The organism is Bradyrhizobium sp. USDA 336, from assembly GCF_044908355.1.
Taxonomy (GTDB): domain Bacteria; phylum Pseudomonadota; class Alphaproteobacteria; order Rhizobiales; family Xanthobacteraceae; genus Bradyrhizobium; species Bradyrhizobium yuanmingense.
In genome coordinates this window covers 5785671-5806260 of the sequence record NZ_JBIYDC010000002.1, presented here as the reverse complement: position 1 = coordinate 5806260, position 20590 = coordinate 5785671, and the positions used below count along the sequence as shown (strand labels likewise).

At 64.6% G+C, this 20590-nt stretch carries 16 protein-coding genes and 1 pseudogene; 7 read left to right on the top strand and 10 right to left on the bottom strand.

Going from position 1 to position 20590, the window contains the following annotated elements; translation table 11 throughout:
• Positions 1–3: 3 nt before the first annotated feature.
• Positions 4–762: an outer membrane lipoprotein carrier protein LolA gene (locus ABIA45_RS28245; protein WP_271543686.1), complete on the top strand. Its 759-nt coding sequence runs from the start codon at positions 4–6 to the stop codon at positions 760–762.
• A gap of 239 nt (positions 763–1001) precedes the next feature.
• Complete coding sequence (gene xth / locus ABIA45_RS28240) at positions 1002–1817, top strand: exodeoxyribonuclease III (RefSeq protein ID WP_157285151.1); 816 nt, start codon at positions 1002–1004, stop codon at positions 1815–1817.
• A gap of 122 nt (positions 1818–1939) precedes the next feature.
• Here xth and ABIA45_RS28235 read toward each other — a convergent pair whose 3' ends face one another.
• Together ABIA45_RS28235 and ABIA45_RS28230 are read right to left on the bottom strand one after the other, a co-directional pair.
• Positions 1940–2383, bottom strand: a complete 444-nt coding sequence (locus ABIA45_RS28235) for a cyclic nucleotide-binding domain-containing protein (RefSeq protein WP_271543212.1) — start codon at positions 2381–2383, stop codon at positions 1940–1942.
• A gap of 58 nt (positions 2384–2441) precedes the next feature.
• Positions 2442–3128, bottom strand: coding sequence for a response regulator transcription factor (locus tag ABIA45_RS28230; protein ID WP_008142830.1), 687 nt, complete (start codon positions 3126–3128; stop codon positions 2442–2444).
• Positions 3129–3338: 210 nt separating this feature from the next.
• Here ABIA45_RS28230 and ABIA45_RS28225 point away from each other — a divergent pair, with 210 nt between their 5' ends.
• Entirely contained in the window at positions 3339–3908 is a 570-nt protein-coding gene (locus ABIA45_RS28225; protein ID WP_271543214.1) for a L,D-transpeptidase, read from the top strand.
• A gap of 194 nt (positions 3909–4102) precedes the next feature.
• On the opposite strand, the gene ABIA45_RS28220 is transcribed toward ABIA45_RS28225, so the two are convergent.
• Positions 4103–4792, bottom strand: a complete 690-nt coding sequence (locus ABIA45_RS28220; RefSeq protein ID WP_271543216.1) for a YggS family pyridoxal phosphate-dependent enzyme — start codon at positions 4790–4792, stop codon at positions 4103–4105.
• Between the two features lie 109 nt (positions 4793–4901).
• Between ABIA45_RS28220 and ABIA45_RS28215 the strand changes: the two genes are divergently transcribed.
• On the top strand, positions 4902–6605 hold the full coding sequence (locus ABIA45_RS28215; protein WP_036003074.1) for a diguanylate cyclase domain-containing protein: 1704 nt from the start codon (positions 4902–4904) through the stop codon (positions 6603–6605).
• A gap of 59 nt (positions 6606–6664) precedes the next feature.
• Here the strand turns inward: ABIA45_RS28215 and ABIA45_RS28210 are convergent.
• Positions 6665–7710 (bottom strand): annotated as a pseudogene (locus ABIA45_RS28210) (GGDEF domain-containing protein).
• 187 nt (positions 7711–7897) lie between these two features.
• On the opposite strand from ABIA45_RS28210, the gene leuS reads away from it, so the two are divergent.
• From leuS to holA, 3 genes are all read left to right on the top strand, one after another.
• Positions 7898–10549 carry a leucine--tRNA ligase gene (gene leuS / locus ABIA45_RS28205; protein WP_404544985.1) on the top strand — a complete coding sequence of 884 codons (2652 nt, stop codon included), beginning with the start codon at positions 7898–7900 and terminating at the stop codon, positions 10547–10549.
• Complete coding sequence (lptE, locus tag ABIA45_RS28200; protein ID WP_157285155.1) at positions 10536–11087, top strand: LPS assembly lipoprotein LptE; 552 nt, start codon at positions 10536–10538, stop codon at positions 11085–11087. Before leuS ends, lptE begins: the two co-directional genes overlap by 14 nt.
• A gap of 64 nt (positions 11088–11151) precedes the next feature.
• Entirely contained in the window at positions 11152–12180 is a 1029-nt protein-coding gene (gene holA, locus ABIA45_RS28195; protein WP_271543225.1) for a DNA polymerase III subunit delta, read from the top strand.
• Positions 12181–12380: 200 nt separating this feature from the next.
• Here the strand turns inward: holA and ABIA45_RS28190 are convergent, their stop codons facing one another.
• The 6 genes from ABIA45_RS28190 to rho form a co-directional block, all read right to left on the bottom strand.
• The gene (locus ABIA45_RS28190) at positions 12381–13268 is read right to left on the bottom strand and encodes a ParB/RepB/Spo0J family partition protein (RefSeq protein WP_036024286.1); all 888 of its coding nucleotides are present in this window, start codon (positions 13266–13268) and stop codon (positions 12381–12383) included.
• 148 nt (positions 13269–13416) lie between these two features.
• Positions 13417–14283, bottom strand: a complete 867-nt coding sequence (locus ABIA45_RS28185) for a ParA family protein (protein WP_404544982.1) — start codon at positions 14281–14283, stop codon at positions 13417–13419.
• 29 nt (positions 14284–14312) lie between these two features.
• Positions 14313–15086 carry a 16S rRNA (guanine(527)-N(7))-methyltransferase RsmG gene (rsmG, locus tag ABIA45_RS28180; RefSeq protein ID WP_404544981.1) on the bottom strand — a complete coding sequence of 258 codons (774 nt, stop codon included), beginning with the start codon at positions 15084–15086 and terminating at the stop codon, positions 14313–14315.
• Positions 15087–15109: 23 nt separating this feature from the next.
• The gene (mnmG, locus tag ABIA45_RS28175; RefSeq protein ID WP_404654484.1) at positions 15110–16990 is read right to left on the bottom strand and encodes a tRNA uridine-5-carboxymethylaminomethyl(34) synthesis enzyme MnmG; all 1881 of its coding nucleotides are present in this window, start codon (positions 16988–16990) and stop codon (positions 15110–15112) included.
• A 488-nt stretch (positions 16991–17478) separates the two neighbouring features.
• A complete protein-coding gene (gene mnmE, locus ABIA45_RS28170; RefSeq protein ID WP_404544978.1) occupies positions 17479–18834 on the bottom strand; it encodes a tRNA uridine-5-carboxymethylaminomethyl(34) synthesis GTPase MnmE in 1356 nt (451 codons plus the stop codon).
• A 317-nt stretch (positions 18835–19151) separates the two neighbouring features.
• Positions 19152–20417, bottom strand: a complete 1266-nt coding sequence (gene rho, locus ABIA45_RS28165; RefSeq protein WP_008133567.1) for a transcription termination factor Rho — start codon at positions 20415–20417, stop codon at positions 19152–19154.
• Between the last annotated feature and the right edge of the window lie 173 nt (positions 20418–20590).

The following is a 20590-nucleotide window of genomic DNA, read 5'->3' as shown; positions in this document are numbered from 1 at the left end:
CGCGTGGCCGGCGTGCTTCTCGTCACCGCCGCGATAGTGACCGCTGCGTCGTTCGCTCAGACCGTGCCGGTGCCGAAACCCGCGCCGAAGGGGCGTGACGGCGGCGCATCCGCCGGCGGACCGGCCGTCACCGGCGCGACGCAGGCGCCGCCCAATCCGGTGATCCCGGATCCGCGGCGCAACGTTCCGAGCAGCATCTTCCAGACCTTCGACGCCAACCAGAAAGCGCAGGCGGCCAAGGTCAGTGCCTATCTGTCGTCGCTGCAGACGTTGGTCGGGAATTTCGTCCAGGTCGGTCCCGACGGCAGCAAGACGCAGGGCGATTTCTACATCCAGAAACCCGGCAAGGTACGCTTCGAATATGACGCGCCGAGCCCGATCGACATCGTCGCCGACGGCTCCTCGCTCGTTGTGCGCGACCGCAAGCTCGCGACTCAGGACGTCTACCCGCTGTCGCAGACGCCGCTGCGCTTTCTCCTGTCCGACCGCATCGACCTGATGAAGGACACCAATGTCGTTGGCGTCTCGGCCGACGACGTCTTCGTCAGCGTCACCATCGAGGAGAAGCAGGCCCTGGTCGGCACCAGCCGCCTGCTGCTGATGTTCGGCGCCAAGGACGGCCAGCTCAAGCAGTGGACCGTCACCGATCCGCAGGGCTACGACACGACGATCGCGGTGTACAATCTGGACTCGAGCAAGAAGCTCGACCCCAACATGTTCAAGATCGATTTCACCAATTACAACACGCCATCGCGGGGTTGAGCGCCCTCGTGTCCCAGACAAGCGTAGCTCTTGGACGACGCGCAGCGTTGTCCAAGAGCGGAGCGCAGAGCCGGGACCCAGGAATGCCGCAAGATGGGCCCCGGCTCTGCAGCGCGTCACTTCGTGCCGCGCAGCGTCCGGGGCACGATCCTGCTGATCCTGGTCAATCCCAAAAGCCGGTGGGCACGGCGCCTAGCGCCTTTGCCCACCCTGCGAGAGCTTGCTAAGACGCATTTCCCATGCGTCTTTCCCTGACAACCTGGAACATTAATTCGGTGCGGCTGCGCATCGACCTGGTCGCGAAGTTTCTCAAGAGCGCGCGGCCGGAGGTGCTGTGCCTGCAGGAGACCAAGTGCATCGACGATGCCTTTCCGCTGAAGCGCTTCAAGCGGCTCGGCTACGAGCACGTCGCACTGAACGGGCAGAAGGGCTATCACGGCGTCGCCATCGTCTCGAAGATCCCGTTCGAATCGAAGGACATCCGCACCTTCTGCGACAAGGTGGATTCGCGCCACATCTCGGTGTCGTTCGGTGAAAAAGCGGGCATCGCAAAACCGCTGGTGCTGCATAATTTCTACGTACCCGCGGGCGGCGACATTCCCGATCCCGCACTGAACGAGAAATTCGACCACAAGCTCCGCTTCCTCGACGAGATGACGGCCTGCGAGCCGCTGCATCCGCGCGACGAGGATCGCCACATCCTGGTCGGCGATCTCAACGTCGCCCCGCACGAGAACGACGTGTGGTCGCACAAGCAGCTGCTGAAAGTGGTCTCGCACACGCCGATCGAAACCGAGAAGCTGAAGGCGGCGCTCGAAGCCGGCGAATGGGTCGACGTCGCGCGCGATCGCATTCCGATGTCGGAGAAGGTCTATACGTGGTGGAGCTACCGCTCCGCCGACTGGACCGTCGGCGATCGCGGCCGCCGGCTCGACCACATCTGGGTCTCGCGCGCGCTGAAGGATGCAGTCAGCGATTTCAAGATTCTGCGCGATGCGCGCAGCTGGGAGCGGCCGTCGGACCACGTGCCCGTCACGGTGACGCTGGAGGTGTGAGCCGCGGTGGGTCATTCCGGGGCGCGCCACTTGGCGCGAGCCCGGAATCCATTCATCAACTGACTCTGCCGCTCAATGGATTCCGGGTTCGCGACTTCGTCGCGCCCCGGAATGACGAGGGCTCAGCTCGTCAGCTTCGCACCGGCCATCAAAATATCGCTGGCGATCTGGCTGGAGCGGACCGCGAATTCGTCGCGCAGGCGCACCGCCGCAGCGGGATCGCTTTCGAGCACGCGCTGGAACAGGCTGCGTGCGACGCGGATGACGGAGGAATGCTCCAGCGCCATCGCACTCGACGGCCGCTTCATCGGCACCACCAGCGCGAGCTCGCCGATCAGCGCGCCAGGGCCGGCGATCATTTCGGCGCCCGCGCCGTCCTCGACCCGGAAGGCGCCGCGCTGGACCACGAAGCCGGCGTCGGCGTCGTCCCCGAGATTGAACAGGACGTCGCCGCGGACGAAGTCACGCTGCTCGGAGCCGATCGCCAGCATGCGCAACGAGGCGTCTCCCAACAGGCGCAGTGTCGGGACACGCTCGAGAAGCGCTACATCATCGTCGATTGACATTCAGGTCCGAGGCTCGAAGGCGTGCGATCTAAAACGATTCGCACGCCATCGAAGCGTATCACGGCACCAGCTTGTAGCCACCGGCTTCCGTTACCAGGATCTCCGGGTTGGCGGCGTCCTTCTCGATCTTCTGGCGGAGGCGGTAGATGTGGGTTTCCAGCGTGTGTGTGGTGACGCCGGAATTGTAGCCCCAGACCTCCTGGAGCAGGGTCTCGCGCGACACCGGCATCTGGCCGGCCCGGTAGAGGAAGCGGAGAATCGCGGTTTCCTTCTCGGTGAGGCGGACCTTGCGGGCATTGGCCGCGGTCAGCATCTTCGAGCCGGGGCGGAAGGAGTAGGGTCCGACCGAGAACACCGCGTCCTCGCTGGCTTCATGCTGACGGAGCTGGGCGCGGATGCGCGCCAGCAGCACGGCGAAACGGAAGGGCTTTGCCACATAGTCGTTGGCGCCGGATTCCAGGCCCAGGATCGTATCGGAATCGGTGTCGTGCCCCGTCAGCATGATGATCGGGGCCTTGAAGCCGCCCTTTCGCAGCGAGCGGACAACCTCGCGGCCGTCGGTGTCGGGCAGGCCGACATCCATCAGGACCAGATCGGGGGAATTGGCCTTCGCGGCGCTGGCGCCCTTGGCGCCGGTATCGACCGCAGAGGCTTCGAATTCTTCGTGTAGCGATAATTGCTCCACCAACGTGTCGCGCAGATCGGTATCGTCATCCACGATCAGGATCTTGCGGGCATTGGCCATGGGGGGTCATCCTTTTGGGGTCCGGCTCGGCAGCACATCCATGCCGCACCCAGCCGCGAGGGGAAGTTTAAGGTCGTTCGTCATTATTGTTATTGTTGTTCGTGTTGAAGTAGTGGGCTGTTACCGATTCACAAGCCGGAAGCACTCTAACCCAAGATAGCAGGACGTTTGGATGAATGTCCTGTAATGAATTCGACATTGCACGTTCGCATGAAAAATAAAGCAGCTTCAATCGGTTACATCAGGAATCGAGGCCCCGGGCCGCTCTCGGCGATCCGCGTTAAGCCTGCTGCCGGCAATCCGCGCCGGGGCTGGCTGACGGCGGGAGCGCTGACCATTCCGGTTGCGCTGGGGCGAGGCGGCATTCTCGCCAACAAGCGCGAGGGCGATGGCGGCACCCCCAGAGGCAGCTTCCGGCCCAGGCAATTATGGTGGCGGGGCGACCGGCACAGCCGTCCCCGGACGTTCCTGCCGGCCCGGGTGATCACCGGCGTGGACGCCTGGTGCGAGGATCCGCGGGACCGCCGTTACAACCAGAGCATCCGGCTCGGCGAGGGGCAGGGCGGCGACCGGCTCCAGCGCGCCGACCATCTCTACGACTTCATCATCGAGATCGACCACAACACCCGGCCCCGCATCGCCGGCCGCGGCAGTGCGGTGTTCCTGCACCTTGCCCGCGACAATTTCGGCCCGACCGCCGGCTGCGTCTCCATGACGAAATCCGCGATGCTGCAATTGCTGCGGCGCCTGGGCCCGCGCACAAAGATCATCATCGGTTGAGAGGCGCCGTCATTGCGATCTGTCCCGCTCCAGGTCGAGGGGCAGCATTTTGCTGCTCGTGCCCCGGACGCAGCGCAGCGCTCCTTAAGGGTGCGCTGCAGAGCCGGGGCCCATTCGCGGCACATGAAGGCATTGCTCTGGGTCCCGCTTTGGCGTTGCGGCTTGTCCGGGACACGACAGATCCTCGCCAACGGCTAGCGACGCCCGAAGATCGCGCTGCCGACGCGCACATGGGTGGCGCCCAGCATGATGGCGGTCGCGAAATCGGCGCTCATGCCCATCGAAAGATTCGTCAAGCCATTGCGCGCGGCGATCTTGGCGGTGAGCGCAAAGTGTGCGGCGGGCGGCTCGTCGACCGGCGGGATGCACATCAATCCGGAGATCGTCAGCCCGTAGGTGTCGCGGCAGCTCGCAATGAAGGCATCGGCCTCGCCGGGAGCAATTCCGGCCTTCTGCGGTTCCTCGCCGGTATTGATCTGAACGAACAGCTGCGGGTGCTTGTTCTGGGATTCGATTTCCTTGGCTAACGCTTGGCAAATGCTCGGACGGTCGACCGAATGGATGGCGTCGAACAGCGCGACCGCCTCTTTCGCCTTGTTGGATTGCAGCGGCCCGATCAGATGCAGCGCAATATCGGGGTGAGCAGACGTTAACGCCGGCCACTTGGCTTTGGCCTCCTGCACCCGGTTTTCGCCAAATACGCGCTGTCCGGCGGCGATTACCGGGGTAATTGCATCCGCCGCGAACGTCTTGGATACGGCGATCAGCGTGACCGAGGCGCGCTCACGCTGCGCGTCCCTGCAGGCGCGTGCAATTTCGGCTTCGACCGCGGCGAGCGCGGTTGGTGAATCGCCGGTTACCGGCGCGACGTTGGCTTCCGTCATGACGTCTCTTGGTTGTGACCCGAACCCGAGTTAGGTCCAATTTTACCGAGTTCAAGAAACAGTTTTTGAACCCTTCGCTTTACCTTAGCCCGCGGGGTGGGTAGCGAAAATGGCAAGCGTCAGTCTCAACCGCAAGCGCGCGAAACTCAAGCAGGTTCTCGGTATCCGGGCGCGGCTTGCGTTGCTCGCGGTGATTCTCGTGACGCCCTTGATGATCGAGCGCATCCGTTCCCTCGAAGACACGCGCGCGCGGCAAGTTGCGCAGGCCGCGGCTGAATTCACCACGGTGGCGAGGCACAGCGCCGATGCGCAGCGCCAGGTGATCTCGTCGGTCGAGACCATTCTGAAATCGGAGGCCTTCATCCGCGCCTCCGCCGGCGGCATCAGCAAGAGCTGCGACGTGCTACGCGCGAGCCTGCCGTCGAGCCTGCCCTGGATCCGCACGCTTCTGATCGCCGGCCAGGACGGCCGCATCCAATGCGCCACCAACAACATGTATGTTGGCCTCGATCTCAGTGACCGACCGTACTTCCAGCAGGCCCAGGAAACCGGCCGCTTCGTGCTGAGCGACTTCATCATGTCGCGACCGGTACCGTCGCCAACGGTGATGGCGGTCTATCCGGTCTCCGCCTTCAGCGGCGTGGCTGATGCCGTCGTGCTCGCCACCGTCAATCTCGACTGGATGTCGAAGGTCATGAACAATCTGGGCGGTCGCGCCGGCATCACTGCGGTGCTGGTCGACAGCGCGGGCACCGTGCTGGCGGCCCCGGCCGATCAGCACAGCGCGGTCGGCCGTCCGCTCGACAACATGCCGCTGATGTCCGCGATCGCCGACAAGGCGCTGCGCTCTGATCAGGATGAGGGTTCGCTGTCCTTTCTCGCCGCCGACGGCTCCCGCCGCGCGGTCAGCTATATCCGCATCGCCGGCACCAATGCCCGCCTGATCGCCAGCATCGACGAAGACAAGGTGTCCGCAGCGGTCAGCCGCGACATCCGCACCGCCTATCTGCAGCTCGCCTTCGTGCTCATGTTCGTCCTGCTCGGCGCGCTGATCGCCGCCGAAAAGCTCGTGATCAAGCCGATCGAGATGCTCGCCGACATGGCCAAGCGGCTCGGCGAGGGAGACCTGTCGGCGCGCGCCGCGCGCAATCGCCTGCCCGCCGAGTTCGTGCCGCTGGCCCGCGCGTTCAACGCGATGGCCGCGCAGCTGAGCCAGCGCGAGCGCGAGCTGATCGCAAGCAACGACCGCCTGACGGTGATGGCGTCGATCGACATGCTGTCCGGTCTCGCCAACCGCCGCGGCTTCCAGAGCCGGCTGGATTTCGAATGGATGCGCGCGCAGCAATATGGCAGCGAGCTGGCGCTTCTGATGATCGACGTCGACCATTTCAAGCTCTTCAACGACACCTACGGCCATCTCGAAGGCGATTCCTGCCTGACGCGGCTCGGCGAATCGCTGTCCGGCATCGCCGCCGACACGATGGGCTTCGCGGCCCGCTACGGCGGCGAGGAGTTCTGCCTGCTGCTGCCGAACACCGACGTGACGCGCGCCGTCGCGATCGGCGAGCAGGTGCGTTCGGCCGTGCTGAGGCTCTGCCTGCCTCACATCACCTCGAACCACATGATCGTCACGGTCTCGATCGGCGTCGCCGCGACCAAGCCGAGCGAATCCTTGCGTCCCGGCGACCTGATCGAAGCCGCCGACGCCGCGCTCTACGCTGCCAAGCATCGTGGCCGCAACAATGTCGTCGAGCACGGCGTGCAGGCGATCGCGACCGGCACGGCCGAGATGATGATGGTGGCGAGCGCCTAAAGCGCTGGTTCTTCACCTCGCCCCGCTTGCGGAGAGAGGGAGCATATCGCGGTCGACCGCTACCCCGCAGCCCCGGCCCGCTCGAGCTCGATCTCCGTCACCACACGATTGCGGCCGCCGCCCTTGGCGAGATAGAGCGCGCGGTCGCAGCGTTCGATCAGATCCGTGATCGCCTCGCCGGTCCGGTATTGCGCCACGCCGATGGACACGCTGATGCCGGGCAGGGTCTCGCCGGTCGAACGACGCGTGATCGTGCAATCTGCGATCGCGCGCCTGATCCGTTCGGCGATCTCGGCGCAAGCGGCTAGATCGGCGTCCGGCAGCACCGCGATCAGCTCCTCGCCGCCATAGCGGGCCGGCAGATCTTGCGCGCGAACCTTCTCGCGCAGGACCTTGGCCATCAGGCGCAGCACCTGATCGCCGACACCGTGGCCGAAATTGTCGTTGAAGGACTTGAAGTGGTCGATGTCGAGCATCAGCACGCTGAGCGGCTCGCCCCATTCCGCGGTCGTCTGCGCCTTGCGCAGGAATTCGTCGAGGGCCCGCCGGTTCGCCAGCCCGGTCAGCGTGTCGGTCCGGGCGCGCTGCTCGGACCGCGACAGCGAATCGCGAATCACGTCGAGCTCGCGGGTCTTTTCCGCAAAGCCTGCCTCCAGCCGCGTCGCCCGCGTGGCCGCCCGCGCCAGCTCGTTCATGAGCTGGGCAACCAGCAGCTTTGGATCGACGCCGGCCTTGCCCTGGTCGGCCACCTGGCTGATGACCTGCATCTGCGAATGATTGTCGGCGATCGCCGTCGCCAGAAACTCCTTCGCCGTCCCCATCAGCGCCTGCAGCCGCTCGGACGTGTCGACCACGACGGCACTCACCTGGGGCGCGATGTAGGTCTCGAACAGATCCTGATTGGTTTGGGGGTCGAAGGGACGATTGTGGTCGATCAGGAGATCGATCGCGTTGCGCAGATCGTCATGGCTGCCCGCGAAATACTGGACCAGACGGCAAAGTTGGCAGGGGTCGGTGCAATCCGCTGTTCGGCCATGCTCCGCATCGCCCGCCCTGCGACGGACGCGGCATAGTCGTAATCGGGATCGTCGAAGCTGGAATCCATGTGCGGTAATGCGACCTTGTCGGATCGCAACTTGGCATCGACGCCTTAATCACACCCCAACGCGGACCCTCGTAGTTATGCGGAGGGGGTCGGTTCCCAAAACGCGGCAACCCATTGACCCCTTAAGGGCTTCTATGGCCTAGTCCGCCGTCTTGAGACGGCCGAACCACGAAAACCCAACGATTCCATGACCTCCGAACGCTATAACGCCCGCGACGCCGAACCGCGTTGGCAACGCCTCTGGGACGAGCAGGCGATCTTCGTCTCCAAGAACGACGATCCGCGGCCAAAATATTACGTGCTCGAGATGTTCCCCTACCCGTCCGGGCGCATCCATATCGGCCATGTCCGGAATTACACGCTCGGCGACGTGCTGGCCCGCTTCATGCGCGCCAAGGGGTTCAACGTGCTGCATCCGATGGGCTGGGACGCCTTCGGCCTGCCGGCGGAGAACGCCGCGATCGAGCGCAAGGTCGCGCCGAAGGCCTGGACCTACGACAACATCGCCGCGATGAAGAAGCAGCTCCGCTCGATCGGGCTGTCGCTGGACTGGTCCAGGGAGATCGCGACCTGCGACCCCTCCTACTACAAGCACCAGCAGAAGATGTTTCTGGACTTTCTGCGCGCAGGGCTTGCCGAGCGCGAGAAGCGCAAGGTGAACTGGGACCCCGTCGACATGACCGTGCTCGCCAACGAGCAGGTGATCGACGGCCGCGGCTGGCGTTCGGGCGCCGTCGTCGAGCAGCGCGAGATGAACCAGTGGGTCTTCAAGATCACGAAGTACTCGCAGGAGCTACTGTCGGCGCTCGACGGGCTGGACCGCTGGCCCGACAAGGTGCGGCTGATGCAGCGCAACTGGATCGGTCGTTCGGAAGGCCTGTTGATCCGCTTCGCGCTGGATGCGGCGACAACGCCGGCCGGCGAGAGCGAGCTGAAGATTTTCACGACGCGCCCGGACACGCTGTTCGGCGCCAAGTTCATGGCGATCTCGGCGGATCATCCGCTGGCGCAGGCCGCCGCCGCAAAGAACCCTGAGCTTGCGGAGTTCATCGCAGAGATCAAGAAAATCGGCACCGCGCAGGAGATCATCGACACCGCGGAGAAGCAGGGTTTCGACACCGGCATCCGCGCGGTGCATCCGTTCGATCCCACCTGGAAGCTGCCGGTCTATGTCGCCAATTTCGTGCTGATGGAATACGGCACCGGCGCCATCTTCGGCTGCCCGGCGCACGATCAGCGCGACCTCGACTTCGTCAACAAGTACGCTCTCGGCAACACGCCCGTCGTATGCCCGGAAGGCCAGGACCCGAAGAGCTTCGTCATCACTGATACCGCCTATGACGGCGACGGCCGCATGATCAATTCGCGCTTCCTCGACGGCATGACCATCGAGCAGGCGAAGGAAGAGGTGGCGAAGCGGCTCGAGACGGAGCTGCGCGGCAATGCGCCGGTCGGCGAGCGCCAGGTGAATTTCCGTCTGCGCGACTGGGGCATTTCGCGCCAGCGCTATTGGGGCTGCCCGATCCCCGTCATTCACTGTCCGAAATGCGACGTGGTGCCGGTGCCGGATGCCGATCTGCCCGTGAAGCTGCCGGACGATGCGACCTTCGACAAGCCGGGCAACGCGCTCGATCATCATCCGACCTGGAAGCACGTCACCTGCCCGCAATGCGGCGGCAAGGCTCAACGCGAAACTGACACCATGGACACGTTCGTGGACTCGTCCTGGTACTTTGCGCGCTTCACCGATCCCTGGAACGAGGCTTCGCCGACTACGCCTGCAGTCGCCAACCGGATGCTGCCGGTCGACCAATATATCGGCGGCGTCGAGCACGCGATCCTGCATCTGCTCTACAGCCGCTTCTTCACCCGCGCGATGAAAGCGACTGGGCATATCGCGCTGGACGAGCCGTTCGCCGGCATGTTCACGCAAGGCATGGTGGTGCACGAGACCTACCAGAAGGCCGACGGCAGCTATGTGCAGCCGGCCGAGGTGAAGGTCGAGGTCGGCGGCAACGGACGCCGCGCCACGCTGCTGACGACGGGCGAAGACATCGCGATCGGCCCGATCGAGAAGATGTCCAAGTCGAAGAAGAACACAGTCGACCCCGACGACATCATCGAGACCTATGGCGCCGACGTGGCCCGCTGGTTCATGCTGTCGGACTCCCCGCCCGACCGCGACGTGATCTGGAGCGACGAGCGCGTCCAGGGTGCCTCGCGCTTCGTGCAGCGGTTGTGGCGGCTGGTGAACGATGCCGCCACCCTCGGCAAGGCTGCGCCGGCGGCCCGGCCGGCCAGCTTCGGCCCGGACGCCACGGCGTTGCGCAAGGCCGCCCACGGCGCGCTGGACAAGGTCACCGCCGGCATCGAGCGGCTGCACTTCAACGTTTGCCTGGCCCATATCCGCGAATTCACCAATGCCTTCTCGGAGGTGCTCCAGCGCCCCGGCCAACCTGCCCCGGATCTCGCTCCAGATTTGGCTTGGGCGATCCAGGAGGCCAGCCAGATCCTGGTCCAGCTGTTCTCGCCGATGATGCCGCACCTCGCCGAGGAGTGCTGGCAGGTGCTTTTTGAGAATGGTCTTGGCCGAAAGGGGCTGGTTTCGGAGGCCGATTGGCCGCAAATCGAACGCGATTTGCTGGTTGAAGACAGCGTGACCCTGGTGGTGCAGGTCAACGGCAAGAAGCGAGGTGAGGTCACAGTTGCAACAGCGGCCCAAAATCCGGAAATCGAGGCTGCCGTTTTGGCCCTCGATGCGGTAAAGCTGGCCCTGGACGGCAAGCCCGTCCGCAAGGTGATCATCGTCCCCAAGAGGATCGTGAATGTTGTCGGCTAGGACCCGTATCGCAGCCCGCTTGCTGGCAGTCGCCGCACTGGCGGCGCTGACGGCCGGCTGCTTCCAGCCGATGTATGCGGAGCGCAGCGACGGCACCCCGGGCCTGCGCGAGAAGCTGATGGGGGTCGAGCTGCCCCCGATCAACAAGCCCAATGCCTCCCGCGAGGCCCGCGTCGGCGTCGAAATCCGCAATGCGCTGGCCTTCAAGCTTTACGGCACCGCGACGGGCATGCCGCCGACCCACCGGCTCGATATCCGCTTCACCACCAACCGCTCCTCCCTGATCGTCAGCTCCGCGACGGGACTGCCGACCAGCGAAAATCTTGGCATCGACGCCCAGTACAATCTGGTCGAGGTCGCGACCGGCCGGTCGGTGATGACCGGCTCGACCTTCTCGCGCGTGTCCTATGACATGCCGGGGTCCTATCAGCGCTTCTCGCGCACCCGCGCGGTGCGCGATGCCGAGGATCGCGCCGCCAACGAGATCGCCGAGAACATCACCACCCGGCTCGCCTCGTACTTCACCGCGGGGACGTAGTACCCTTCCGTCATTCCGGGTTCGCCTCTGACGAGGCATTGCGGAATGACGAGTATCGGACAATATGGTCGCACTGCGCGGAAAAGAGATCGACGCCTTCCTTGCCCGCCCCGATGCGGGCCGTCCGATCATCCTGCTCTACGGTCCCGATGCCGGCCTCGTGCGCGAGCGCGCCGACGCGCTGATCGCGTCCGGCGTCGACGATCCCAACGATCCGTTCTCGCTGGTCAAGCTCGACGGCGACGAGCTCTCCGCCGAGCCTTCGCGCCTCGTCGACGAAGCCATGACGGTGCCGCTGTTCGGCGGCCGACGCGCCATCCGCGTTCGCGCCGGCTCGCGCAGCTTTGCCTCCGGCATCGAAACCCTGACCGAGATGAACGTGAGGGATTGCCGCATCGTGATCGAGGCCGGCGAGCTCCGCCCGGAATCGCCGCTGCGCAAGGCCTGCGAGAAAGCCAAGACCGCCGTGGCGATCGGCTGTTATCCCGACACCGAGCGCGATCTTGCCAAGCTGATGGACGACGAGCTGCGGATCGCGAATTTGCGCATCGCGCCGGACGCCCGCGCGGCGCTGATGTCGTTCCTCGGCGGCGACCGTCAGGCCTCGCGTAACGAGCTGCGCAAGCTGACGCTCTACGCCCACGGCAAGGGCGAGGTCACGCTGGACGACGTCATGGCCGTGGTCGCCGATGCCTCGGAGCTGAAGCTCGATCCGATCGTCGACGGCGCCTTTGCCGGTCGGCCCGACATCGTCGAGACCGAGTTTGCAAAGGCGATGATCGCCGGGACCTATCCCGGCGTGATCATCTCGGCCGCGCAACGCCAGGCCGCGTGGCTGCACAAATCCGCGCTGGCGATTGCCGACGGCACGCCTGCCTCCGCCGTGCTCGACGGCGGCTTTCCGCGCCTGCATTTCTCGCGAAAGCCGGCGGTCGAAACCGCGCTGCGCAACTTCAGCCCGGCGCGGCTCGCCGCTGTGATCGAGCAGCTGGCGACCGCCGCCCTCGACACGCGCAAGCAGTCCACCCTCGCCGCCGCCATCGCCCAACGCGCGCTGATGGCGATCGCCGCGAATGCGAAACGGCGGGGCTAGTCTAGGTCCCCGCTCTCTCCACGTCATTGCGAGCGCAGCTCTCTCCACCCGTCATTGCGAGCCGAGCGAAGCAATCCAGAATCTCTCCGCAGAGGGACTCTGGATTGCTTCGCTGCGCTCGCAATGACGATGTGGAAATAGTTGCGCACCCACGCACGCCCTGTCGTTCTCGAACGCGGGAACGACGCCGAGGATTCGGTCTACAGCGCGCCCTTGGCCAGCCGCTTCATCACCTCGTCGAGCTGATCGAGGTTGCGGTAGTTGATCTGCACGGAGCCGCCGGGATCGCGGTGATTGACGGTGACCTTGAGGCCGAGCGCGTCGCTGACGCGCTTCTCCAAATCGATCGTGTCGGGGTCCTTCTCCTTGCCCCCGCTGGCGCGCGCCTTCTGCGGCTTGCGCTCCGGCACGCCCTCTTCATGCGCAAGCGCCTCGGCCTGGCGGACGTTGAGACCTTCCTCGACGATGCGCTTGGCGGCGGCGAGTGGATCGGGCACGCCGATCAGCGCGCGGGCGTGGCCAGCCGTCAGCTCGCCGGTCGCGATGAAGGCCTGCACTTCCGCCGGCAGCTTGGTCAGCCGCATCATGTTGGCGACGTGACTGCGGCTCTTGCCGACTACCTTGGCGATGTCCTCCTGGCTGCGTTTGAACTCGTTGGCGAGCGCATGATAGCCCTGCGCCTCTTCCATCGGGTTGAGGTCCTCGCGCTGCACGTTCTCGACGATCGCGAACTCCAGCGCATCGCTGTCGCTGATGTCGACCGGGACGATCGGCACCTCGTGCAGGCCGGCCATCTGCGAGGCGCGCCAGCGTCGTTCGCCGGCAATGATCTCGAAGCGGTCCTGCGCGCCCTTCACCGGACGCACCACGATCGGCTGGATCACGCCATGCTGCTTGATGGACTCCGAGAGCTCCTTCAGCTCGGTGTCCGAAAAGGTGCGGCGCGGGTTGCGCGGATTGGCCTTGATGAATTCGATCGGCACCTTGCGCTGCGCGCGCGGACGATCGACATGCTGAGCCTCGCCGCCGACGTCACCGATCAGACTTGCAAGACCCCGGCCCAGTCGCGAACGCGCTTCGTCGGCCATCGCCAGCTCCCTTGGATTCACAGTGCAGCACTCCAGAACTGAATTTCGAATCGTAGGGTGGGTTAGCGAAGCGTAACCCACCTCCTCTGTTTCCACGGAGATAGACCGCGGTGGGTTACGCCTTCGGCTAACCCACCCTACGGCAGCGTCAATGCGTGTTGCGCAACTCGCGCTCGCGCTGGATCACTTCGGTGGCGAGGCGCAAGTAAGCTTCGCTGCCGACGCATTTGAGGTCGTAGACCAGCACCGGCTTGCCGTAGGACGGCGCTTCCGAGATGCGCACGTTGCGCGGGATCATGGTCTTGTAGACCTTCTCGCCCATGAACTGGCGGACGTCGGCGACGACCTGGTTCGACAGGTTGTTGCGCGAGTCGAACATGGTCAACACGATGCCGTGGATCGACAGGTTCGGATTGAGTGTCGAGCGCACCTGCTCCACCGTCTGCAACAATTGCGACAGACCTTCGAGCGCGAAGAACTCGCATTGCAGCGGCACCAGGATCGCATCCGAGGCCGCCATCGCGTTGACCGTGAGCAGGTTGAGCGAGGGCGGGCAGTCGATCAGCACGTAGGTGTAGTCGGCGTCCGGGGAGACGTTGTTGTTGAGCGCGCCGATCGCGTCGCGCAACTTGAAGGCGCGGCCGGGCGTGGTGCCGAGCTCGAGCTCGAGGCCAGAGAGATCCATGGTCGATGGTGCGATGTGCAGCCGCGGCACCGCGGTCGAGACCACCGCCTCGCGCAAGGCGGCTTCGCCGATCAGCACGTCGTAGGTCGAGCAGGAGCGGTTGCGGCGATCGATGCCGAGGCCGGTCGAGGCGTTGCCCTGGGGATCGAGATCGACGATCAGGACGCGCTCGCCAATCGCCGCGAGCGCCGTACCAAGGTTGATCGCTGTGGTTGTTTTCCCCACTCCGCCCTTTTGATTCGCCAGCGCGAGGATGCGCGGATGGCCGTGGGGGACCTCGTCGGTCTTTTGGGCCGTCTGTTCTTGCTGCGGTTCGTCAATCACGCTCATCGCAATTCCCCCACTCACCCCTCAACGCCTCAGCTGCGCCGTTCGGCGGCATTGAGCTCCACGATCCAACCGTCGCCCGTGCGGCTTTGGTGGAGCTGCGGCCGAATACTCCAATATTTAGCGGCTTCGGTCAATTCAGCCTCTACATCTTGACCCTTGAGAAACAACGCTCTTGCGCCCTGGCGCATCAGCGGCTCCGCAAAGCCGATGAGTTGATGTAGCGGAGCCAGCGCACGCGCGGTGACGCAATCGACGGGGCCGGTGATTCTATCCACATTATCCCCGATCTCAGCGAGATGTACGACCCCCGGAGATGTGGTGACGCGGATCGCTTCGCGCAAAAAGGCGGCCTTCTTGGCGATTCGCTCGACCAGATGGACGCTCGCCCCGGGCCTGCCGGCCATGGCGCAGGCGAGCACGACGCCGGGAAATCCGCCGCCGCTCCCGAGATCAGCCCAGCGTTTTGCAGCCGGTGCGAGATCGAGCAGCTGGAGCGAGTCAGCGATGTGCCGGGTCCAGAGGTTTGACAAGGTCGATGGCGCGACGAGATTGGTCTTGGCCTGCCACTCCCGGAGTAGCGCGATGTAGCGATCAAGCCGCTCCTCGGTTTCACGTGAAACGGGAGCGAGCTTGAGGGCGGCGATCTTGTCCGCGGCGATGATGGAATCGAGCGCCTTGTCGTTGGCTGTGGCCTTGCTGATCTTCGGGCTGGCCGACCCAGATTCAATTCGCCGCCCAGCGCCCTCACCCGCTCCGGGTCGTCGCGATGGCGGTCGATCTCCGCCCGGTCCGCGCTGTTTCACGTGAAACGCCTATGCGATTGGCTTTATGCGATTGCTTTGGAAGTCTTCCGTGCCTCGCGGCGGAGATAGGCCGCAAGAATGCCGAGCGCCGCCGGCGTCATCCCGTCGATCCGGCCGGCTTGGCCGACGGTGAACGGTCGTGCCTTCTCCAGCTTGGCGCGCACTTCATTGGAGAGACCGGGAACGAGCTGGTAATCGACATCCGCCAGCACCATGCCCTCGTCGCGCCGGAAGGCTTCAACGTCGGCACTCTGTCGCTCCAGGTAGACGTCGTACTTGGCGTCGATCTCGAGATGGGTGGCGATGACGGGATCGATGGCCGACAGCTCGGGCCAGATCGCGCGGACCTGGCTCCAGCCGATCTCCGGATAGGCCATCAGCTCGAACGCCGAGCGGCGTTGGCCGTCCCGGTTCAGCGACAGCCCGTGCTTGATGGCTTCGTTCGGAGTGATGGTCAGGGACTTCGACAACGTCCGGGCAGCGTTCAGGGCGTCCATCTTGGCGCGATGATGCCTGATCCGGGCGCTGCCGACACATCCCAGAGCGATCCCTTTCTCGGTCAGACGTTGGTCGGCATTGTCGGCCCGCAGCGTCAGCCGGTACTCGGCCCGCGAGGTGAACATCCGATAGGGCTCGCTGATTCCGCGGGTGACGAGGTCGTCGATCATCACACCGAGATAGCCGTCGGCACGGTCGAACACGGTGAGCGCGGCACCGCTGGCGGAGAGCGCGGCATTCAGGCCGGCGACGATGCCCTGCCCGGCGGCCTCCTCATATCCGGTGGTGCCATTGATCTGCCCGGCCAGGAAGAGACCGCGCAGACGCTTGGTCTGGAGGGTCGGATCGAGCTCGCGGGGATCGATGTGGTCGTATTCGATGGCGTAGCCGGGACGGACCATCCTCACCCGCTCCAGGCCGGGAATGCTGGCGAGGATCGCGAGCTGGACCTCTTCGGGGAGCGAGGTCGAGATGCCGTTGGGATAGACGGTCGTGTCGTCGAGCCCTTCCGGCTCCAGGAAGATCTGGTGACCGTCGCGGTCGCCGAAGCGGACGATCTTGTCCTCGATCGAGGGGCAATAGCGTGGACCGGAACTCTTGATCTGGCCGGAGTACATCGGGGAGCGATGGACATTGGCCCGGATCACCTCATGGGTCGCGGACGTGGTCCGGGTAATCCCGCACTGGATCTGCGGCGTCGTGATCCGCTCAGTCATTACCGAGAACGGCTCCGGCGGCTCGTCGCCGGGCTGCATCTCGACTACGGACCAGTCGATGGTGGTGCCGTCGAGACGCGGCGGCGTCCCGGTCTTGAGACGCCCAAGAGTGAAGCCGGCGCGCTCGAAGGAGCTGGAAAGGCCCATCGCAGGCGCCTCGCCGACACGTCCGGCGGGCCAGTTCTTCTCGCCGAGATGGATGAGACCGCGGAGGAAGGTGCCGGTGGTCACGACAATGCCCCCTGCCCGGAGCTCCCGGCCGTCGGCCAGGCGAAGCCCGGTCACCCGACCATCGACCACGACCAGCTCGTCGGCTTCGCCCTTGATGACGGAAAGACCTTCGGTCTGGAGGATCGCGGCCTGCATCGCCGCCGCATAGAGCTTGCGGTCGGCCTGGGCCCGCGGACCGCGGACGGCAGGACCTTTCCGACGATTGAGAACGCGAAACTGGATGCCGCCCGCATCGCCCACACGGCCCATCAGGCCGTCGAGCGCATCGACCTCGCGGACCAGATGCCCTTTGCCGAGGCCGCCGATGGCGGGATTGCAGGACATCGCGCCAACGGTGGAGAAACGGTGCGTTACCAGAGCGGTCGTTGCACCCATCCGGGCAGAAGCAGCCGCGGCCTCACAGCCGGCGTGGCCGCCGCCGATGACGATGACGTCGAAGCTCTCTCGCTCTGTTCGCATGGACGGACTTCTAGCTTAGCGGCGAGCAAGCCGGAAGTGGAAACTCCGTGGGCCGTGTTTCACGTGAAACAAGCGCGGCCCAGGGCGGCAGCACTTTCGCGAAAACAACCCCATGCACGGTAGGAGGGGCATTGAGCCATATGGTGTTTCACGTGAAACAAGATCGGGGGCTTACTGCGGTAGATGGGCCGAGCACACGAGCCCTATCACGTGCCCCTTGCCTGGTACCGGAGCTGCCAGTGGAACGCGGGGAACCGCATCATACGCCCTCATTGCGAGCGTAGCGAAGCAATCCAGAGTTTCGCGGCAGAAACAGTCTGGATTGCTTTTCGCAAGGCCTCCTCGCAATGACGCGATTCGAAGCACAGCCATCGCCTTCGCGCTCTCTCTGTAGATCGGAACGGCCGACCGACATGGCGGCCCCGGCGCTGTTTCACGTGAAACAGAAGAAATGGAACAAGCGCTAGTTCTACAATGAAGAACTAGCGCTACTTTCCGATGCAGAACTTCTGGAAGATGGCCCCAAGGACGTCCTCGACGTCTACCCGGCCCAAGAGCCGGCCCAAGGCATAGGCGGCCGTCCGCAGCTCTTCGGCCGCGAGCTCCTCACCGTGTTCTACAAGGTCCAGACTCCGGCGCAAGCTGTCTGAGGCCCGGCTCAATAACTCGCGCTGGCGGGCCCGGGTCACCATGGCGCCCTCGGTGGTTCCGAAGAACTCCGAAGCGAATTTCACCAGCGCCTCGACCAACTCAGGCATGCCGTCGCCCCGGCTTGCCGAAATCCCAAACTCGCTCGGCTTGGCTCTTCCGACCCCGCCGAGATCGATCTTGTTGCGCACGATCCAGACCGAGCCGCCGGGCGAAGCAGCACCGTCCGCCGATGTCCAGCGCGAGCGCATTGTATTCGGATCGACGGCTTGCCCGCCCTCCACCAGCCACAGCACCAGGTCGGCGTCCTCGGCGCGCGCGCGGGCGCGGCGCACGCCCTCCTGCTCGACCGGATCGTCGGTCTCGCGGATACCGGCGGTGTCGATGACCGTGACGGGATAACCGTCGAGATCGAGCTGCACCTCGATCACGTCGCGCGTGGTGCCGGCATGCGGCGAGACGATCGCGACCTCGCGGCGCGCGAGCTGGTTGATCAGCGTCGACTTGCCGACATTCGGCTCGCCGGCGATGGCAACGACAAGGCCCTCGCGCAGCCGTTCAGAATGCCCCTGCGCCGCAAGCACTTTCGTGATTTCGTCGTGAAGCGCTCTGATCGCTTTCACCGCCGGCGCCCGCAGCTCCGCCGGCACGTCGCCTTCATCGGAAAAATCGATGCCGGCCTCGATCAGCGCGGAGGCCTCGATGATGCGCTCGCGCCAGTCGCGCGCACGGTCGCCAAGCAGGCCCTGCAATTGGCGCAGCGCTTGGCGGCGCTGGCGGTCCGTGTCGGCGTGGATGAGATCGTCCAGGCCCTCGGCCTCGGTCAGGTCGAGCTTGCCATTCTCGAAGGCGCGGCGCGTGAACTCGCCGGGGTCGGCCGCACGCGTATTCGGAATATCGGAAATTGCAGCGAAGAGCGCCGCCAGCACCGCCCGGCCGCCATGAACGTGAAACTCGGCAACATCCTCGCCGGTGGCGCTGGCCGGTCCTGGAAACCAGAGCACGACCGCATCGTCGATCGGCTGGCCCGCGCCGTCCCGGAGCAGCCGACGGCTCGCCTGTCGCGGCGCCGGCAACCGGCCCGCTAGCGTAGTCAACGCTAAGCCGGCTTGCGCGCCGGAGACGCGGACCACGGCGATCGCGCTGGGCGCCCGCCCGGATGACAGCGCGAAAATGGTCTGGTCTCGCGGATGCATAGCCTATTTGTCCGGCTGCGGCCGAAAACGCAAACGTCCGTTTTTCGCGATCGAACCAACCGGATTTGCTGCACCAGATTCTGCAGCAAATCGATTTCGCATCGCAATATAACCGCAGCCTTTTGCTGCAGTTCGCCTGATCGGAAGAGGAGAGGCCGACCAGAATTTCAATGATTACTTTTTGATATCAACAGCTTAAGGAGAAACGGAGATCGGGATCGGGTAGCGGCTGCCGCTCATGCTGCACATTCGCTGCAGCAAAACCGCAGCAAAAAGGGGCGCCCGAAGGCGCCCTAGAATTCTTTGTTGCAGTGCACTCAGGTGTTCATGGAGTCGAAGAACTCCGAATTGCTCTTGGTCGAGCGCAGCTTGTCGAGCAGGAAGTCGATCGCGTCCATCGTCCCCATTGGATTGAGGATGCGGCGGAGCACGTACATCTTCTTGAGCACCTGCGGATCGGTGATGAGCTCCTCCTTGCGGGTGCCGGAGCGCGAGATATCGATTGCCGGGAAGGTGCGCTTGTCCGAGACCTTGCGGTCCAGGATCAGTTCGGAGTTACCGGTGCCCTTGAACTCTTCGAAGATGACTTCGTCCATGCGGCTGCCGGTATCGACCAGCGCGGTCGCGATGATGGTCAACGAGCCGCCCTCCTCAATGTTGCGGGCCGCGCCGAAGAAGCGCTTCGGACGCTGCAGCGCGTTGGCGTCGACACCGCCGGTCAGCACCTTGCCGGATGACGGCACCACGGTGTTGTAGGCGCGGCCGAGGCGCGTGATCGAATCGAGCAGGATCACGACGTCGCGGCCGTGCTCGACCAGGCGTTTTGCCTTCTCGATCACCATCTCGGCGACCTGAACGTGGCGCACCGCCGGCTCGTCGAAGGTCGAGGACACGACCTCGCCCTTCACCGAGCGCTGCATGTCCGTGACTTCTTCCGGACGCTCGTCGATCAAGAGCACGATCAAATAGCATTCGGGGTGATTGTGCGTGATCGAATGCGCGATGTTCTGCATCAGCACGGTTTTACCGGTGCGCGGCGGCGCCACGATCAAGGCGCGCTGGCCCTTGCCGATGGGCGCGACGATGTCGATCACGCGTGCCGACAGGTCTTTCCGCGTGGGATCGTCGATTTCCATGCGGAAACGCTGATTCGGAAACAGCGGCGTGAGGTTGTCGAAATTGACCTTGTGCTTGGCCTTTTCCGGATCCTCGAAATTGAGCGTGTTGACCTTCAGCAGCGCGAAGTAGCGCTCGCCCTCTTTCGGGCTGCGGATGTGGCCTTCGATGGTGTCGCCGGTGCGCAGGCCGAAACGGCGGATCTGCGAGGGCGACACGTAGATGTCGTCCGGGCCCGGCAGATAATTCGCGTCGGGCGAGCGGAGAAAGCCGAAGCCGTCGGAGAGAACTTCGACGACGCCCTGGCCGACAATATCGGTCTCGGCGAGCGCCAGCTGCTTGAGGATGGCGAACAGCAGCTCCTGCTTGCGCATGGTGCTGGCATTCTCGACCCCATTCTCCTCCGCGAACGAGACGAGCTCGGCCGGCGTTTTGGACTTGAGGTCTTCGAGTTTGATTTCCCGCATTGGGGTGGTCCTGTGGGGTAACCTGAAAAGAGGGGGTGCGAGGAGGCTCTGAAATGCGGACGCGAGCAGGTGCAGGTAAGGTCCGCAGGTCTGGCAAGGTGAACGCCGGTGAGGCTTCAATCCTGATGCGGGGTCCGGCCTCTGGAAGGCTCGGACACAACCACATCCGCCTG

Coding starts and splice junctions, on each gene's coding strand:
- xth (WP_157285151.1), top strand. CDS start 1,002: ATGCGTCTTTCCCTGACAACCTGGAACATTAATTCGGTGCGGCTGCGC.
- ABIA45_RS28235 (WP_271543212.1), bottom strand. CDS start 2,383: ATGTCAATCGACGATGATGTAGCGCTTCTCGAGCGTGTCCCGACACTG.
- ABIA45_RS28230 (WP_008142830.1), bottom strand. CDS start 3,128: ATGGCCAATGCCCGCAAGATCCTGATCGTGGATGACGATACCGATCTG.
- ABIA45_RS28225 (WP_271543214.1), top strand. CDS start 3,339: ATGAAAAATAAAGCAGCTTCAATCGGTTACATCAGGAATCGAGGCCCC.
- ABIA45_RS28220 (WP_271543216.1), bottom strand. CDS start 4,792: ATGACGGAAGCCAACGTCGCGCCGGTAACCGGCGATTCACCAACCGCG.
- ABIA45_RS28215 (WP_036003074.1), top strand. CDS start 4,902: ATGGCAAGCGTCAGTCTCAACCGCAAGCGCGCGAAACTCAAGCAGGTT.
- leuS (WP_404544985.1), top strand. CDS start 7,898: ATGACCTCCGAACGCTATAACGCCCGCGACGCCGAACCGCGTTGGCAA.
- lptE (WP_157285155.1), top strand. CDS start 10,536: ATGTTGTCGGCTAGGACCCGTATCGCAGCCCGCTTGCTGGCAGTCGCC.
- holA (WP_271543225.1), top strand. CDS start 11,152: ATGGTCGCACTGCGCGGAAAAGAGATCGACGCCTTCCTTGCCCGCCCC.
- ABIA45_RS28190 (WP_036024286.1), bottom strand. CDS start 13,268: ATGGCCGACGAAGCGCGTTCGCGACTGGGCCGGGGTCTTGCAAGTCTG.
- ABIA45_RS28185 (WP_404544982.1), bottom strand. CDS start 14,283: ATGAGCGTGATTGACGAACCGCAGCAAGAACAGACGGCCCAAAAGACC.
- mnmG (WP_404654484.1), bottom strand. CDS start 16,990: ATGCGAACAGAGCGAGAGAGCTTCGACGTCATCGTCATCGGCGGCGGC.
- mnmE (WP_404544978.1), bottom strand. CDS start 18,834: ATGCATCCGCGAGACCAGACCATTTTCGCGCTGTCATCCGGGCGGGCG.
- rho (WP_008133567.1), bottom strand. CDS start 20,417: ATGCGGGAAATCAAACTCGAAGACCTCAAGTCCAAAACGCCGGCCGAG.